The organism is Oceanobacter mangrovi, assembly GCF_019740315.1.
GTDB classification, from domain to species: domain Bacteria; phylum Pseudomonadota; class Gammaproteobacteria; order Pseudomonadales; family Oceanobacteraceae; genus Oceanobacter; species Oceanobacter mangrovi.
Genome location: NZ_JAHXZR010000002.1, coordinates 475,930 through 492,506, shown reverse-complemented (window position 1 = coordinate 492,506; position 16,577 = coordinate 475,930). Strand labels below are relative to the sequence as shown.

Here is a 16,577-nt window from a genome sequence, read left to right as displayed (position 1 = left end):
CCATCCGGCAGCCCCCGTAGGGCGCGGGTTGCCACTGCCCAGAGCGGTGTTGGCGAATTTGAAAAGGACGAGTCATTTCGCTGCATTCGCCGCCTTGCTCTGAACACTGGCAACACTCGCGCAGAGCCGTGCAGGATTAAACAGATGCCCCCTATAAGCTTTGCCTTCAAGCGCAAAGCCTTTACACAAAATGAGTCTGATCAGGATGCGGCAAAATCCTGTAACTGGCTCAAATAAGCAGCTTTCGCTTCATCACTGAGGAAACTGGCCTTGAAGCTGTTGGCGACCAGCTGCAGCGCCTGTTCCTTGGTCAACGCCAGCGCATCCGCCAATGACTCAAAGTTTTCGTTCATAAAACCGCCGAAATACGTCGGGTCGTCGGAGTTAACCGTCACACACAGGCCCTGCTGCAGCATTTGCAGCAGATTATGATCGGCCATTTTCTCGAACACACACAAACGCACGTTAGACAGTGGGCAAACCGTCAGCGGAATCTGTTCGTTGATCAAGCGCACCACCAGCTCGGTGTCTTCGACGCAACGAACACCATGGTCGATGCGGTCAACGTGCAATAAATCCAGCGCCTCCCAGATGTACTCTGGCGGACCTTCTTCACCGGCATGAGCAATCAGTTTGTAGCCTTGCGCTTTCGCCTTGGCGTACAGGCGTTCGAATTTACTCGGTGGATGGCCCAGTTCAGAACTGGCCAGACCAATCGCCACGAAGTCATCCCGATACGGTGCAACACTGTCGAGCATGGCAATGGCTTCGTCTTCACTCAGGTGCCGCAACAGACTCAGAATCATCAAGGCTGACTGGCCATTTTGAGCTTTGGCATCCGCAATGGCTTTGCGAAAACCATTCAAAACGGTTTCGACTGTAACGCCATACGGCAGGTAGGTTTGTGGCTCTACCATGATTTCGGTGTGAACAATATTCTGTTCATGGCACTTGTCGAGGTAGTCCTTCATCAGGAAGTAAAAATCTTCCTCATCGCGCAAGACCGAAGCACCCAGATAATACAAGTCGAGGAAGCTTTGCAAGTCTTCAAAGTTATAGGCCTGCTCGACAGACTCAACGCTGTTATAGGGAATCTCGACGCCATTTTTAGCTGCCAGCTGCAACAGCCGTGCAGCCTGCAGGCTACCGTCGATATGAAGATGGAGTTCGGCTTTGGGCATGGCCCACAGCCACTGTTTGAAATCGCTCATACGACCCTGCTGAATTCAGTGGTTTGTAAAAAGAATAGCCGGGTAATGAACAGAGACAAAAAACCCAACCAACCGGTCAGGTATTGTCGCGCATGCGACGGGCCGGAACCAGTTTCTGCACAAGGTTTTTCTGACTGGCGAGAATGGCTTAAATCACCTTGCGGTAGCTGGCACGGTCCATATCGACAACATCGACCGTCATTGATACACCGGCATAGCCAGACTTCGCCAGTCCGGCGATGATGACATCGGCCAGTGTTGATTTCTGCTCAGCAGTACGGCCAGACAGAATCTTCACTGTCACATGGATAAAATCCGCTTTAGCCGGACCGGTCAGGTAGCTTTTAAAGCCTTGTGCCCGCACCTTGATATCACTGCCATCCGGCTCAAACAGCGCTGAAGCCAGCGCCGCCTTGAACACCTGTTCGACCAGGCTGTCCGCATCCAGATTATCCGAATGCTCAATCACACAATGGGGCATTTATTTATCCACTCCTGCTGCAAGTTCATGTTCCTTGATCAGCACATCAAAGTAACCGGAATCTTGCGGGCGATCGTTGATGTTGCTGGCAAAATCATCACGGCAGCCCGGATTACAAAAGCCGACAACAACGCCCCGATATTCGGTTAATGAATCGTCACGGACGGCCTTGCCCGAGCGTGGGCAGAATTTGTTAATCGCATTGACTGGCATACCCACTCCTTGAATTTCTCGATTCGGCGGTATCAGGAAATCATGTATTTCATCTTGTAGCCACCGGTAATCTCAAAACCGTTGGCCTGATAAAAGCTTACGGTACGTTCAAATTCAGGCACTGGTGGCGTGCACAACTCCAATCGTCTCCAGCCTTGTTGCCGCCCCAACGCCACCACCGCTTCAAGCAGGGATTTACCGACCGCTTGCGAGCGATACTCCGGAAGCACATAAAGCTCCTGAACTATGCCAAACCGCCCTTCGGCATAGAGCGAACAGCTTTCCGTAATGGCTGCAAAACCGGCGACACGGTCTCCATCCAGAGCAGCCATCACCTGATAGGCACCGCTGTCGAGGTAGTTTTCACACAGACCAATCGCCAGCGGAACATCAACGTCAAAGTGCTGGACGCCCGTTCTTTCAATAATTTCATTGGTCAGACAAACCGCGAGCCTGGCGATATCTTCAGAACGGCTCGAATCGATTAGTTGGTATTCCACGGCAAAATCATCCTTGTTCCAGACGCCAGCAAGAATTTCAAATCTGAGCCATTAAAGCAATTGCGTTACAGCCAACAAAATCGAAAAAAACAACACGTAATGAAGTACATCGTTTTGTAATGGTTTCAAAAGGTGGTCATTACAAATAAACTCATTACTGGATGGCTCATCTGGCAACCATCCCCTGATCGCAAAGCCAGAGTGGCATCAGCGAATAGCCAGTCATAACCTTTGGAAAGGAACCTGAAATGGAATGGTATTTGGGAGTTTTGAAAAAGTACGTCGAGTTCAGCGGACGCGCCCGCCGCAAGGAATACTGGATGTTCTTCCTCTTCAACTTCATCATCTCGGCTGTACTGGGATTTGTTGAAGGGCTGTTTGGTGGTCCCGGCTTTATCGGCATACTGTACAGCTTGGTAATATTCCTGCCTTCGTTGGCTGTCACCGTTCGCCGGATGCATGATATCGGCCGCAGTGGTTGGTGGATATTAATCCTGTTTGTTCCCCTCATTGGCTTGTTGGTTTTCCTGTACTTCATGATCCAGGAAGGAAAAGACGATACCAACGCCTTTGGTGACAGTCCGAAACTGGTTGCTGCCTGATAGTAATATAGCCCAATAAAAAACCCGGCTATCCTGGCCGGGTTTTCTGCTTTTTGAGCCCGAACGCCCCATCGAATGACGGCTCAGTGGGTGCTGTAGCGCAGTAATATTGATGCTGACAATGCAACTTCAGAAAGTCATTTCAGGGACCTCTTCCGGTACGATCAGTTTACCCGCGGTCTTTTCGATGATTTCTTCAACAGAAACCCCCGGCGCACGTTCTTTCAGATGGAAAGCGCCATCTTCGATTTCCAGCCAGGCCAGGTCGGTCAGCACCTTTTTGATACAGCCTTTGCCCGTCAGCGGCAGCGAACACTCGCTCAGCAGTTTGGATTCGCCGTGTTTGGAGGCGTGGGTCATGGTCACAATAATGTTATCGGCACCAGCCACCAGGTCCATCGCCCCCCCCATGCCTTTAACCAACTTGCCAGGAATCATCCAGGACGCAATATTGCCATGCACGTCAACTTCAAAAGCGCCCAGCACGGTGAGGTCAACGTGGCCGCCACGAATCATGGCGAAGGAGTCAGCCGAGTTGAAAATCGAAGCACCAGGAATCGCCGTCACGGTTTGCTTACCGGCGTTGATCATGTCGGCGTCGAGTTCGGCCTCGGTTGGAAAGCGTCCCATACCCAGTAAGCCATTTTCCGATTGCAGCATCACTTCCATGCCTTCCGGCACATAGTTGGCCACCAGGGTTGGAATGCCGATGCCAAGGTTAACGTAAAAGCCGTCTTGCAGTTCGCGGGCGACGCGCATGGCCATTTGTTCACGTGAAAGAGTCATAACAGTTCCCCTGTCGGTAATTTGAATAGTCGGTTTAATCAGGATTCAGTGATGGTGCGCTTTTCGATGCGCTTCTCGAACGTGCCGACAATCAGGCGGTTCACGTAAATCCCCGGGGTATGGATCTGGGTAGGTTCCAGCTCCCCGACTTCAACCAGCTCTTCCACTTCAACAACGGTAATCTTGCCAGCGGTAGCCGCCAGTGGATTAAAGTTCTGGGCCGTGTGACGGTACATCACGTTGCCATAGCGATCGGCCTTCCAGCCTTTGACAATCGCGAAGTCGCCCACAATGGATTCTTCCAGCAGGTATTCGCGGCCATTGAATTCCCGTACTTCCTTGCCGTCACCGACCGGCGTACCAACGCCAGTGGCCGTATAGAAAGCCGGAATGCCCGCACCGCCGGCACGCATCTTTTCTGCCAGGGTGCCTTGTGGGGTCAGTTCCACTTCCAGTTCTCCGTTCAGCAATTGCTGTTCGAACATGGCGTTTTCACCAACGTAGGAAGAAATCATCTTCTTGACCTGCTTGTCTTCCAGCAGCACCCCCAGACCAAAACCGTCGACACCACAGTTATTTGATACGATGGTCAGATCACGCGTGCCCTTGCGCTTGATTTCCGCAATCAGATTTTCCGGAATACCACACAGTCCGAAGCCACCGGCAATGATGGTCATGCCATCTTCCAGCCCGGCCATTGCCTCTTCATAACTGCCTACAACCTTGTCAAAACCTGCCATTGTTATTCTCCTCGTACACGAAACGTAGGTGGGTGAAACGCCTGTCTTGCCTTGTTCTTGCTTTGGTTTCCGACCGACAGCTCAACGACCGGTGTCTTGTACTGCAGAAATGACCCGGATGGCTCACAGATGGTTCACCGTCATTCAGATGATGGCAGTGTGGCTCCTCAGGTTTAATTCGTTAAGTTTATTATTTAAAGCCTTTGATTTGGTTTGCAAATAAATTAAAGGTGAAAATTCACGTTTTTAAATCCACCGGAGACAGACACTCACCACAGACAATTACTACAAACAGCCGGGGTACCAGGCGCAAAAAACGCATCAAAATGAGCAATTAGCTTATTAACAAAACTATTTGCCGGCCGATAACCGTCTGAAACTGGCCAAAAGTACGACCTTGCCTATCCTTTAGTGTGCAATATCCATCGGAGTCGAACATGCGTTTCAACAAGATAGTGATCAATATGGCAACCGTGGCGCTTCTAACCAGCCCCATCCACAGTGCCAGCGCGGGTGTAATCGCGTCCACCATGTCCAATTTTGAGGATTCTTTTCTGACCGCCATTCGTGCAGCCATGGAAGAAGCCGCCAGTTTTCGTGGTGTTGAAACCTATGTTGATGATGCCGACAACAGCCAACAACTCCAACTGCAACAGATACAGGAGTTTGTCGATGCTGGCGTAGACGCGATTCTGGTAACCCCGGTCACAGCTGATCCCGAATACAACGAAGAACTGATGGATATTGCCGCAGAGGGTTCCATTCCACTGGTATACGTCAATGTCCAACCCGAAATCGAACGACTGCCGGAAAAAGTTGCGTTTGTTGGCTCCAACGAGCTGGCTTCCGGCACCATGCAAATGGAAGAACTGGCCCGTCGCGCCCAATACAGCGGTCAAGTAGCACTGCTTCGTGGTAACGACAAACATCCGTCCACCAAGATCCGTAGCCAGGACGTCCATCAGGTGGTGTACCAGTATCCCGGCATGTCGATTGTTGCCGAAGCATCCGCCAATGGTGATCGCAGCGAAGCCCTGACCCAGGTGTCGCAATGGCTGGCTGAAGGCAAGGAATTCAACATCATCGTCGCCAACAATGACGAAATGGCGATTGGTGCCATTATGGCACTACGCCAGGCCAGCAAGAATCCCGCCGACTATCTGATTGGCGGCATTGATGCCAGTCGTGATGCCCTTGATGCAATGGCCAAAGGCTGGTTGGCCGTGACCGTTCTGCAAGATGCCCAGCGTCAGGCTGAAATGGCAATCAGTATTGCCAACGACCTGATGCGCGGTCGGGAGGTGGAAAGCCGAACCTGGATCAGTTTCAAACTGGTCACGCCCAGCAACCTGTCTGATTTCACCAACTGACAGCCATTGGTTTAACGGGAAGTAACTAATGAGTATCGTACAAAAAATCATCGCTGGTTTTGCCGCTGTGCTGCTGACGCTACTGGTTGTCGCCAGCTCCAACCTGATTTCACTATCGTCTATTAATGGTCAAATGAATGGCATTCTCGACGAAGGTTTGCCGCTGACAACCGCTGCTGCTGATTCCGAGGCAGCCATGCTGAACTCTGAGATCGCTCTGATTGAAGCCAACTGGGCAGCGGACGACATCTCGCTTCAAACCAGCCATCAGCACTTCGATCAGGCACTGGCAGATCTGATCCAGGCCATCGAGCAAATCCCGGCGGGACTGTTGAATAACAATCGTGACGTCAAGTCATCCGCCAGTCAGATGCAAGCGCTGGCTCAGCGACTCGACGACAGTGGCAACAAGATGTTTGGCTATTACGAGCAAAAACTAATCGTCAATCAGCGAGTTGCCAACGGCGTTTATGAAATGACGCGGCTGTCACGCCAGCTGGTACGGTACTTATCACGCTATGGCGAAACCTATGACCCGACCCTCAAAACCATCATCAACAACCTGTCACGCGACGTAAACAGAGTACTGGTTGCTTTTAACAACCATCGAATCAATCCGAATATTGTCCAGCTTAACGCCAACCTGATTGAGCAGGACCTTGCCATCAACAACGCCTACCAGGAACTACTGCAATTCGAGCCCGATATCGGCAAGGTATTCAGTTTTATGATTCCCAAACTGCTGAACCAGATGACAACCCGCAACGGTTTGTTACAGGCCTACCAGGATCAGGACACCCTGCTGAAACAGATTCAGCAGGAAAAAACCCTGGTCAAACAAATTTCCGATTCTGCCAATGCCGCTATTGGCTCGTTTAATCAGCTCACCGCAAACATGCTGGCAGGCGCTCGAACAACGACCGAGTCGACGCTCAGCAACAGCTTCACCAGCCTGTTGATACTGGGCTCAATTGCCGTGGCAGTGGCCGTTATCATCGCCACCATGATTGCCCGTAGTATCCGCGGAGCAATCAAGCAGTTCCGTAGCAGCCTGATGGCGATGGCCAATGGTGATTTGCGTGTCAGCTTCAAGGCCAGTGGCAAGGATGAGTTTGCCGAACTCGGTGGTTATCTGAACGGACTGAACGAATCCCTGCGGCATACCCTGACCCAGCTGGTTAGCTCTGCCCAGCGCCTGAACCAAACCTCGGCGATTAACCAGCAAACGGCCAACAGCTCGCGCAACATTGCCGACCAGCAAAAGGCCTTGATGGAACAAACTTCGGCAGCCATGCACCAGATGGAGCTATCAGTGCAGGAAGTGGCGGATCGTTCACAGGAAACCCGTCAGGCAACCGATGATGTCAAAATTCTCATGCGGGATGCCCGCGAAGCCATCGAAAAAGCAATCAGCAATGTCCGTATTCAGGCTCAGCAAGTGTCCGAAGCATCCTCCACAACCAATGAACTGGATGAATACGGCAAAAAGATCGACAGCGTCATCGAAACCATCCACAACATCGCCGAACAGACCAACCTGCTGGCACTCAACGCCGCCATCGAAGCCGCTCGCGCAGGTGAACAAGGCCGTGGTTTTGCGGTAGTCGCCGACGAAGTTCGTTCCCTCGCCAGCCGCACCAAACAAAGTACCATCGAGATTCAGGAAACCATTGAATTAATGCAGAAACTGATTTCAGCGGTAGTTTCAGTGATGACGGAGTCAACCCGCCTGGGTGAACACAGCATTGAAGTTGCAGGCGATGCTGAGCATGGTTTGCACAGCGTCGACAGCTCCATGACTCAAATTGCCGAAATGAATATCCAGGTTGCCAGCGCCACGGAAGAACAAAGCTGCACCGCTCGTGAGATCAGCCAGAGTCTGGTGGAAATCAACCAGCAGGCTGAACAGAACCTCAAGGGGGCAGACCAGACCGCGGCGATTGGAGCTGAACTGACGGCCATGGCAAAAGAACAGCTGGAGCTGATCAGCCACTATAAAGTGTGATTTTAGTCGGACGTCTGGGAGATTCACGCACTCGAAAACACGTCATTCCAGACTTGTTCTGGAATCCAGACAGCAGTGCAATTTTCTGCGCCGCGTGGATCCCAAATCTCGCAAGCTCGTTTGGGAAGACGGTGTGATTTTACTCTGGCGTCTGGAGGATTCACGCACTCGAACACACGTCATTCCAGGCTTGCTCTGGAATCCAGACAGCGGTGCAATTTTCTGCGTCGCATGGATCCCAAATCTCGCAAGCTCGCTTGGGATGACGGAGTCATTTTAGTCGGACGTCTGGGAGATTCACGCACTCGAAAACACGTCATTCCAGACTTGTTCTGGAATCCAGACAGCGGTGCAATGTTCTGTGCCGCGTGGATCCCAAATCTCGCAAGCTCGTTTGGGAAGACGGCTTAATTTGCTGGCATCTGGGGGATTCACGCACTCTAATACACGTCATTCCAGATTTGCTCTGGAATCCAGACAGCAGTGCAATGTTCTGTACCGCATGGATCCCAAATCTCGCAAGCTCGTTTGGGAAGACGGTGTGATTTGCTGGCGTTATTGTCAGGAGCGCAGGTGTCTCGTCTGCACTTGCGAACGTCCCGCTTGCCAGGCTGCCGCCTTGTAGACAAACCAAAGCGGCATTACCAAAGTCCCGCAAGCCAGTGCCAGCAGCATCAGTAAACGAATAAAACCGCTTGATTGCGGATGCTGCAGCAGCCACTCGGCCAGCGCTGGCGAATATTGATAATAACGCTGAATCAGCCAGTCACCCGCTGGCGCATTGTGCAACCAAATGTCCCGGTAGGAACGCAGCAAGGCCAATAGCCAGGGGTCATGCTGCAGCACCACACTGGCAATAAAGCAGCGCTGATCTGTCCCCGCCAAGGCTCCCGTTGCCGATGGAATACCCGACATATTCAGTCTCAGACTGACCACCAACGGGCTATCAATCGCCGCTTCTGATCGTATAAATACGCCGTCAGCATCGGCTTCCAGCAGCAAACCCGAGTTCGTTTCCTGCAGGCTGGCATTCAGCAGCGCCTGTTGGTGATCTGTCGGCTCAAGATACAAATAACCATCACTGTCGAGTTGTTGGATCACCAGCTGAATGCTGCCATCCAGACCCAGTGCCATTGACGCCAGCTGTGCCTGATAGCTACTGGCTTGCAGGATGAAATCCTCATCCGTATCCAGTGACCACTCAGATTCGTTGTTGAGCAACAAATTAAACCGACGCTGCCCTACCCGGTCACCATCGTCCCAGGTCAATTCAAGGTTTGCCTCGGTTGCGTCAGCAGCGAGTTCCACCAGTACCGCAGAGTCAGCCAGCGTGACCATCACGTCGCTGCTGGCTGGCCAACTCAGGTACGAGGCATCAAGACCGTCTGCAAGTTCGATCCGCCACACGGGGGAACTGCCAGCGGCTGCACTGGCCAGCCGTGTCGTCTGCCAAACACTGTCATCAGCGTTCAGATACAGCACGGAACCGGCTACCGACTCCAGCACTGCTGACGTTGCATCCGGGCCGTTGGGCCAATAGTCCAGCTGACTCGTGAGCCTGACCGCCAGCAAATCTGTGCTATCGGTTTGCAGCTGGTATTGCGATACAGGTGCGTCCACCGTCGCAAGGCTACGCCAGCGGCCATCGCCGCTGTCCGTTTCAATCAACACTCGCCCGGCCATCGAGTCATTGGCCCAGCTCAACAGCCAGCCGCTATCGTTCTCAGTCGCCGCCAGGGCTGCCGGAGCCTGTAGTTCTGGCAACCAGGGTTCACTGAGTTGTAAACCAGTCGACAGGCTTAACCACCAGCGGCCCGGCTGGGCGGTCAGATTCTCCAGCTGCACGGCTTCATCAGACAGCGATGTTATATCCGGCTGATAATTCTGCTGATCGAGCCAGGATTCAAACTGCCAGCTGCTGACATTTTCAAGGCCAATACCGTAGGCCGACACACTGCCATCCGAGTTACGTTCGGTGCGATCCAGCAGCGTTGCTTCCGCCTCAAGCACGCTTGGCATTGCCAGCCGACCACCGCAACGAATTGAGCTGTTCAAGGCTGTTTCATGGGCACAACCACTCAGCAGTCGGCCGCGCAGTTGCTGGCTGCTGTCATCCGGATACGCGACTTTCAACATTGCCATGGCAGCCGATACCAAAGGTGCTGCCATGGAGGTACCGGTACGTTGCTGGGTGGCTGTGCCGGGAGCCAGACTCAGCAAGCGGGTTCCTGAAGCCGCCAGATCAACGCTCTCAAGGCCATAATTACTGGCTGAATAGAGGCTTTGACTGTCGTTATCCCAGTTGGCCACCACCACCATGCCATCCAGGTCCATACCATAAGCTGCCGGATAAGCCGTGAAGGAAGTATTAAGATCCGAGCCGAAATTGCCCGCTGCCGCTACCTGCACGATACCGCGCTGATCAACGTCGGCGATCACTTCCCGCAAGGCATCATAGTCCTGGGTTACTACCCAGGAATGGTTGATGATGTCAGCACCCTGTGCAACCGCCCATTCGATCGCGGTAATGGCGTCGGCTACCTTGCCCCCGCCGGTCGAACCCAGAAACCGCGCGGGTAGCAAAGTAGCGTTCATACAAGCGCCCTGAGGCCAGCTTGTACCCGAAAGTGCCGTTGATGCCATCAAGCCCGCCACATGAGTGCCGTGGCCATAGTCATCGGTTTGATCAGATTCCCCGGTAATCGCGTTGAACTGGGCGGGAAAAGCGGCGTTCAGCAGTGCCGGATGCTGACTATCCACACCGGAATCAATAATCGCGATTTTGACGCTACCACACAGCCGTTGAGAGTCATCCAGACTGGTAAAGCCATCGTTAAGCAGGAAATTCTGGGGCTCACTCAAAGCCAACACGGTGGCATTGAGATATTTCTCTGATGCCAGCTGGCTGTTTTGCTGCAAAAAGCGGATATCCGCGCGGTTGGTTGAATCATCGGTCAATAAATGGCTGACAGCGGCACAATCCAGCTCCGTCAGTACTTCACCGTTAGCGAAATGATAACGAACCTCGCCACCCAGGCTGACTGGCCCGCGTACCAGCCAATTGCCTGAACAGTCTGACGAAAGATTCGCAGACGCTGCTGAGGCCAGCAGCAACACTGCCACTGGCAATCTCTTGATGAACATCACACCGGTACCACGATTAACGGGCAACGGGCCTATTTGGCAACCAGGACGTCAAGACCAGTATCGGATTGCCCGACTGCTGACAGATCTTCCAGGTTACTGGCCGTCATGGTGAACGACTGGGCGCAGATGGTGCCGCTCTCACTGTACACCGTCGAGTCAATGGTCGTACCGACGGTGAACTGATCGCAGTTCATACCATGCTCAACACCACCGTCGACCTGGGTCTCGGTCAGCTCGCAGGACGGCTGGGTAGCGCCATCAACGATATACACACCGCTTTCGAACAGCTCAGCTGTGCCATCACCGTTCATATCCGCCAACGCCAGAACGGTATTGCGATAGGTCACGTCATGCAGCTCAATCAGATACTGGTAGGCGGTCAGGTATTGCTGATACTGCTCGTCGCTGAGGTTGTAGTCATCCAGTGAATCAATAACGTCCTGAAATTGCTGCACCTTGGTGTCAATTTCAGTCATCACCCCGCCTTCCAGCAACAGCGTGTTATAGGTGCCACCCACCCAGTGACTGCTGCCGCTGTCCCACTTGTAGGTGCTGGTGCCCTGCTGCCAGCCACCTCCTTCATAGGACTCACAGCCGTCCACAGCGGCTGCAACCAGGCCACTATCGACCGCAATGGCTTCAAGTGCCGCGTTAAAATAGGCTGGTGGCTGCATGGCTTCGGTTGAACTGGTTGCATCCACTGCGTAAGTGGTCGACGAATACAATCGCTCAATAAAATAGCCGGTCAGCGTGCTGCCATCACTGGCAGCCGTCGGCGCAATGGCCAGACTGGTATAGATATCTTTCCAGATGTCAGTCGCCAGATGAGAGCTGATCTCCAGCAGCGTCAGGCTTTCCGTTGCCCAGTCATCCTGGCTTTCATTCCAATAGGTGTGGGAGCTGCTCGCCGCATCGGTCACTTCATAATAGGTGTTGTCATCGGTGCTGTTATAAACACCGAAGTCATATCCTCCTCCCACGCCAGTGGTCTGGTAACTGCTGAGATCCGCCGAAATCACCGTCGTTGAGGTCGTCACACTGGCGCTGCTGAACTGGAATCCAAGACTGTTTTCACCGTCGAGATACCATTGCATCACTGTTGCCGGGCTACGCACGACATGGCTGCTGATCAGCGTGCTGGAGCCATCGGTATTGGTAGCAGTTGAGCTGCTGGTACTGCCGGATGGCGGGATCATTTCACCTTGGGATGATTCGAGTACAGAAACATACAAGGCGGACTCGCTGAGCTCGCTGAATTCACCAACGCCATCGACCACATCGGCATATTCGTTCGGTGTTACCGCAGCGGCTACATAGCTGGAATCTACCGGCGCAGTTTGCTGCACGCTGTCCCATCCTTCAGGCCAGGAGGTCAGTGTTGCCAGGTGCACAGCATCAATGCCATCGGCAATGCCAAGCGCGGCTGCCAGCGACTGCTCACCGTCGCTGTCCATATCCCAGTCACTGCTCAGGGTCAGACTCGGACTGCCCAGCAGCTGAGGCCGAATTGTGCTGCTGGCGCTCCAGCTGGCAGAGTAGCCCCGCAGAATCAGGGTATGCGCACCCGCATCCAGCACGGCATAACTGACACTGGTTTCGGTAATCGTGCCAGCGTCATCATAAAACGAGGCTTCAACCCGGTAGTTACCCGGTTCCAGATCCAGATAACCGGTCGAGCTGTCCTGTGTAAATTCCAGAGACCCGGCCAGCTCACCGCGCTTGGTCGTATCCGGATCATCCGTTAGCAAGGTGGCACAGGAATAGCCTTCAATCACAGCGGCAGACGGGTCATCCAGACTGTCGCAGCCATCATAGGCGTTCAGCACTAATTGGGCTTGGTTCCAGTCACTCGCCAGGCTCAGGTAAAAACGCACTTCAACCGTCAATCGGTCACCGACCCAGGCCGCCGTCGCTTCACTTTGGGGGAATCGCACCCCCATCGAAACCCGTGCGGTATCCGCAGTGCTGGAATCAGCATCGGCTGCAGTAACAGATGACGTCTGAGCCGAGGTGTTGCCGTCATTACCACCACAGGCAGCCAACAGCAGACTGGCAGTACAAGCGGTGATGGCCAAAAACAGTTTGTTGTTTTTCATCTTCAATTCCTTCTGCCAGTTACTCAATGATCACTTCGACATTGCCGTCACGTTCAATCACTTCAAACGTGGTCGAGGCGGAAGTGGTCTGGCCACGTTCATCGCTGACCGTCAGCACCACGCTATAGCTGGCCACAGCCAGATCCGTCGCAGTGAACGAGATACCGCTGCTGTTTTCCGTATAAGCGGCTTGTGGAGTCACGCTCCAGGATGCAACCGATACGTCACCGAGATCATCCGTTGCAGTAAAGCTGACCTGCACGTTTTCTGTGCCAGCCCCTTCGCCATTATCAATCTGGGCAGCCGGGGTCGCTTGCAGTGAACTGATAACCGGGACTTCATCGGTCAATACCACCACGGTACGGGTGGCGGTTGAAGTTTGGCCAGCCGAGTCGGTCACAGTCACGCTGAGGTTATATTGACCAGGCTTCAGGCTGGCGGCAGGAATCGTTACCTGTGTATCGGTAATTGTCGCTGACAGGCTATCCGGCACAGTCCAGCTGATGGCATCGGTTGGCAGCACTTCGTCGTCGGACCACTCCGCACTGATAACCAGGTCCTCCTCGGCACCGCCGCTGACGGTGCCATAAATCGTACTGGCCGATGCCGTGGTTGAAATGACTGGCGGCAGATCAGCCACAACACTGAAACTCGCGTCGGCTGTGGTGGTTGCCCCGGCAACACCTGCTGCAGTCAGTTCAGTTACTGCAACACTGAGACTGTAATCGCCTTCGGCCAAGGTACCGATCGGAAATGACAAACTGGTTGAGCTGGAAAGATAACTGCTCAGATCAACCACAGCGTCATCCAGCGTCAGAGTCCAGACGATCGTGAGATCAGCCAGCGTAGTCAGATCGTCAGATGCTGCCAGAGAAACCAGCAAAGCCTGACTGTTAACACCATCAACAGCTTCTACGAACTCACTGCCGAGGTAGATTTTGGCTGTCGGCGGCGTATCAGCACTGACGCTCAGCTGCAGAGATGTCTCGGTGGTGAGTTGGGCATCGGAATCATCGGTGATTACCAGCTCAATGCTGGTGTTGCCAACGTTCTCCATCACCCAGTCACAGGCCGACTGGCTACAGATGGTGGAACCATCAGTCCATTCGTAGCTCATGGCATCACCATTGCGATCACGGGCATTGACGCTGATCGACACCGTTTGGCCTTCAACCAGATCAATGTTGCCGCCGTTGGCAACAAAATTACCGTTAGCCGAGAAGCCAAAGACGTCCGGTGCAAACTGTTCAGTTGGCATGATCACGTCAAACATGGAAGTCTGCTGGACGCTATTCACCCCATCCGTTGCAGTCAGAGTCACACTGTAACTCCCGGCGTCACTGGCATCGACGGTGAGAATATTGCCACTGACGGAGGCATTACAGGTATCAGCATCACCAAGGTTACAGGCAGCGATGGTATAGCTCAGAACGTCGTCTTCCGGATCGCTGGCAATGATTTTGATGCTGACCTGGTCACCCACCAGCTTTTGCCCGATCGGGGTAAACAGCATCAAGGTCGGTGGTGCATTGGTCACAACAAAGTCGATACGCAACGGGTACTGATATTCATCGGCATCGCGAATCTCGCCCGTCAGTCCCATCGCCGAAATGTCATAGTCGTAGCCACAGGGAACACTGAGGCTGTAGTTACCAGAACTGTCAGACAGACCGCTGTACCGGCGCTGGTCCAGTGTTGAGACAGCACTGACCAGCTGGTTTTCCGGTGAGACCCCGGCTACATCGATCTGGCCATAAACCGTACACAGTTCGACCGCCGGGTAAATCACCGCTTGCAGGGAGTTACAGGAAGAAGCCGAAGTAGCAAAACTGGAGTTGCTGTAGATATCTGTCAGCTTGATGTATTGCTTGTTACCGCTGACGGGATTGAGGAACCAGAGATTGCCCCAGGACGCGACACTGGCCGCTGAAGCGCTGGCGATAACCCGGGAGACCCGGTAGGCGCCGTTCACCACGTCGATATCGAAGCTGGCACCGTCCGGGCTGCTCAAATAGGCCTTGCCATTGAAGCGGTTGCTTTCACTATCGAGAATCTGGCCGGTCAAACAGACTGTGGTGGCACTGGGCAAGCCAGACGACATGCGGTCGACGTTCAAATGGCTCATCCAGCTCCTCCAGTTGGCGACCGTCACCTGAAAATACATCCGGTATTGATTCACCAGCGAGCTGTTAAACGTCACGGCACCACTATCCCCAATGGTCACCCCCTGGGCAGCACCGGCAACCAGATATTGACCGCCGCTGTAATACACCAGGGTGCCGTTGCCGATATAGGTCCAGTAAGGCTCGTAGCGTAGCGACTTGCCATAGAAGGCAAACTGCAAGCCCTCGATACTGGTGTCAGCATCCGTGTGGAAGGTTTTGGCGTGATAGTTATAGTTGAAACTGTAGCGCATGGTGGAGCCCAGACCGTCAGAGGCCATGGCTTCCGAGCTTTGTAGTGGATTGCCATCCTGGTCGGTAATTTCGACGTTAAAAAACGCCGTTGAGATCAGATCACGGGTTTCGCCATCTCCACCGTCGTTCTCAAAATCAACCGTGTCACCGCCAGTTTCATCGCCCTTGGCTTCGAAACCACCGGAGTAGGACTGGATGTCGTCCTCATCAGTTGAATCATGGCTTGAAACGCTAAAGTTGATCACTTCAGCGTCTTCGTCAATCGCGGCTACCGGAATTTCCAGTTCAAAGTCGGAGTCTTCACCATCCATTGCCTGGGCATCACCAGTGGCAATCCGACGGTTACCGGCAGCATTGGAGAATACCGATAATTTCAGCACGGGTACGCCGCCGTCAGCAGCAATCGCCAGTGCTTCCAGGTCGGCCCGCTTGATCGAAACGCTGGCCGACTGCTCCAATGAACCATTGACCGTCACACGAACATCGTCGGCGGCTACCACGGCATCGTAATCAACCGACGAGAATCCTGGTTTACTGACAGAAACCACCACGGTCGTCACCTCCCCTTCCAGCCCGGTCGGGATAGAGAATAAGTAACCGCCACCCGCATCAGTCGTAGTGCTCATTTCCAGCAGCGCATTGAGATCACTGTCCAGCAGTGCGGCACTGACCGTCGCACCGTCAAGCAGATTGCCCTGCTTGTCGGTCACGGTGCCATCAAGCAGTCGCAGGGCAATATCCGCCGCGATCACCTCCGGATCATCGTCATCCGGATTTTCATCATCATCCTCAGAGCTAGTAACGGGCGATGGATCAGGAGAATTGCTACAGCCGGTAATGACCACAGGGGCTAGCGGAAGCAATATCAGCAGTAAAAGCGCGAGCAAGCGGTCTCGGCAAAGTGAGACCAGCGACTGGGCAACAGGCGGCATAGACAGTTCCTTCTGATTCTTTGCAGCCAATGCTAATTACATAACTTTTTTTACACATCACCCATACAGGGTAAATT

General features: G+C 53.5%; 12 protein-coding genes. 3 read left to right on the top strand and 9 right to left on the bottom strand.

Annotation, left to right across the window (positions count from 1 at the left end; all coding sequences use genetic code 11):
• Positions 1 to 200: 200 nt before the first annotated feature.
• From K6123_RS06105 to K6123_RS23130, 4 genes are all read right to left on the bottom strand, one after another.
• Positions 201 to 1,211, bottom strand: a complete 1,011-nt coding sequence (locus tag K6123_RS06105; RefSeq protein ID WP_221795190.1) for an adenosine deaminase — start codon at positions 1,209 to 1,211, stop codon at positions 201 to 203.
• Positions 1,212 to 1,359: 148 nt separating this feature from the next.
• The gene (locus tag K6123_RS06100) at positions 1,360 to 1,692 is read right to left on the bottom strand and encodes a 5-carboxymethyl-2-hydroxymuconate Delta-isomerase (protein WP_221795189.1); all 333 of its coding nucleotides are present in this window, start codon (positions 1,690 to 1,692) and stop codon (positions 1,360 to 1,362) included.
• The gene (locus K6123_RS06095) at positions 1,693 to 1,905 is read right to left on the bottom strand and encodes a hypothetical protein (RefSeq protein ID WP_221795187.1); all 213 of its coding nucleotides are present in this window, start codon (positions 1,903 to 1,905) and stop codon (positions 1,693 to 1,695) included.
• Between the two features lie 32 nt (positions 1,906 to 1,937).
• Entirely contained in the window at positions 1,938 to 2,405 is a 468-nt protein-coding gene (locus tag K6123_RS23130; RefSeq protein ID WP_221795186.1) for a GNAT family N-acetyltransferase, read from the bottom strand.
• Positions 2,406 to 2,653: 248 nt separating this feature from the next.
• Here K6123_RS23130 and K6123_RS06085 point away from each other — a divergent pair, with 248 nt between their 5' ends.
• A complete protein-coding gene (locus tag K6123_RS06085; RefSeq protein WP_221795184.1) occupies positions 2,654 to 3,007 on the top strand; it encodes a DUF805 domain-containing protein in 354 nt (117 codons plus the stop codon).
• A 129-nt stretch (positions 3,008 to 3,136) separates the two neighbouring features.
• On the opposite strand, the gene K6123_RS06080 is transcribed toward K6123_RS06085, so the two are convergent.
• Both K6123_RS06080 and K6123_RS06075 read right to left on the bottom strand, forming a co-directional pair.
• The gene (locus K6123_RS06080) at positions 3,137 to 3,793 is read right to left on the bottom strand and encodes a CoA transferase subunit B (RefSeq protein WP_221795182.1); all 657 of its coding nucleotides are present in this window, start codon (positions 3,791 to 3,793) and stop codon (positions 3,137 to 3,139) included.
• A gap of 38 nt (positions 3,794 to 3,831) precedes the next feature.
• Positions 3,832 to 4,533, bottom strand: a complete 702-nt coding sequence (locus K6123_RS06075) for a CoA transferase subunit A (protein ID WP_221795180.1) — start codon at positions 4,531 to 4,533, stop codon at positions 3,832 to 3,834.
• A 437-nt stretch (positions 4,534 to 4,970) separates the two neighbouring features.
• Between K6123_RS06075 and K6123_RS06070 the strand changes: the two genes are divergently transcribed.
• Both K6123_RS06070 and K6123_RS06065 read left to right on the top strand, forming a co-directional pair.
• Positions 4,971 to 5,903, top strand: coding sequence for a substrate-binding domain-containing protein (locus K6123_RS06070; protein ID WP_221795178.1), 933 nt, complete (start codon positions 4,971 to 4,973; stop codon positions 5,901 to 5,903).
• Positions 5,904 to 5,931: 28 nt separating this feature from the next.
• The gene (locus K6123_RS06065; RefSeq protein WP_221795176.1) at positions 5,932 to 7,908 is read left to right on the top strand and encodes a methyl-accepting chemotaxis protein; all 1,977 of its coding nucleotides are present in this window, start codon (positions 5,932 to 5,934) and stop codon (positions 7,906 to 7,908) included.
• 561 nt (positions 7,909 to 8,469) lie between these two features.
• Here K6123_RS06065 and K6123_RS06060 read toward each other — a convergent pair.
• From K6123_RS06060 to K6123_RS06050, 3 genes are read right to left on the bottom strand one after another with little or no spacing between them, the layout of a single operon-like run.
• Entirely contained in the window at positions 8,470 to 11,031 is a 2,562-nt protein-coding gene (locus K6123_RS06060; RefSeq protein ID WP_221795174.1) for a S8 family serine peptidase, read from the bottom strand.
• Positions 11,032 to 11,084: 53 nt separating this feature from the next.
• On the bottom strand, positions 11,085 to 13,151 hold the full coding sequence (locus K6123_RS06055; RefSeq protein WP_221795172.1) for a hypothetical protein: 2,067 nt from the start codon (positions 13,149 to 13,151) through the stop codon (positions 11,085 to 11,087).
• A 19-nt stretch (positions 13,152 to 13,170) separates the two neighbouring features.
• Positions 13,171 to 16,500 carry a carboxypeptidase-like regulatory domain-containing protein gene (locus K6123_RS06050; protein ID WP_221795170.1) on the bottom strand — a complete coding sequence of 1,110 codons (3,330 nt, stop codon included), beginning with the start codon at positions 16,498 to 16,500 and terminating at the stop codon, positions 13,171 to 13,173.
• Positions 16,501 to 16,577 lie beyond the last annotated feature (77 nt).

What these genes read in the sequence shown, in the direction of transcription:
- K6123_RS06105 (WP_221795190.1), bottom strand. Translation starts at nt 1,211, where the DNA reads ATGAGCGATTTCAAACAGTGGCTGTGGGCCATGCCCAAAGCCGAACTC.
- K6123_RS06100 (WP_221795189.1), bottom strand. Translation starts at nt 1,692, where the DNA reads ATGCCCCATTGTGTGATTGAGCATTCGGATAATCTGGATGCGGACAGC.
- K6123_RS06095 (WP_221795187.1), bottom strand. Translation starts at nt 1,905, where the DNA reads ATGCCAGTCAATGCGATTAACAAATTCTGCCCACGCTCGGGCAAGGCC.
- K6123_RS06085 (WP_221795184.1), top strand. Translation starts at nt 2,654, where the DNA reads ATGGAATGGTATTTGGGAGTTTTGAAAAAGTACGTCGAGTTCAGCGGA.
- K6123_RS06080 (WP_221795182.1), bottom strand. Translation starts at nt 3,793, where the DNA reads ATGACTCTTTCACGTGAACAAATGGCCATGCGCGTCGCCCGCGAACTG.
- K6123_RS06075 (WP_221795180.1), bottom strand. Translation starts at nt 4,533, where the DNA reads ATGGCAGGTTTTGACAAGGTTGTAGGCAGTTATGAAGAGGCAATGGCC.
- K6123_RS06070 (WP_221795178.1), top strand. Translation starts at nt 4,971, where the DNA reads ATGCGTTTCAACAAGATAGTGATCAATATGGCAACCGTGGCGCTTCTA.
- K6123_RS06065 (WP_221795176.1), top strand. Translation starts at nt 5,932, where the DNA reads ATGAGTATCGTACAAAAAATCATCGCTGGTTTTGCCGCTGTGCTGCTG.
- K6123_RS06055 (WP_221795172.1), bottom strand. Translation starts at nt 13,151, where the DNA reads ATGAAAAACAACAAACTGTTTTTGGCCATCACCGCTTGTACTGCCAGT.
- K6123_RS06050 (WP_221795170.1), bottom strand. Translation starts at nt 16,500, where the DNA reads ATGCCGCCTGTTGCCCAGTCGCTGGTCTCACTTTGCCGAGACCGCTTG.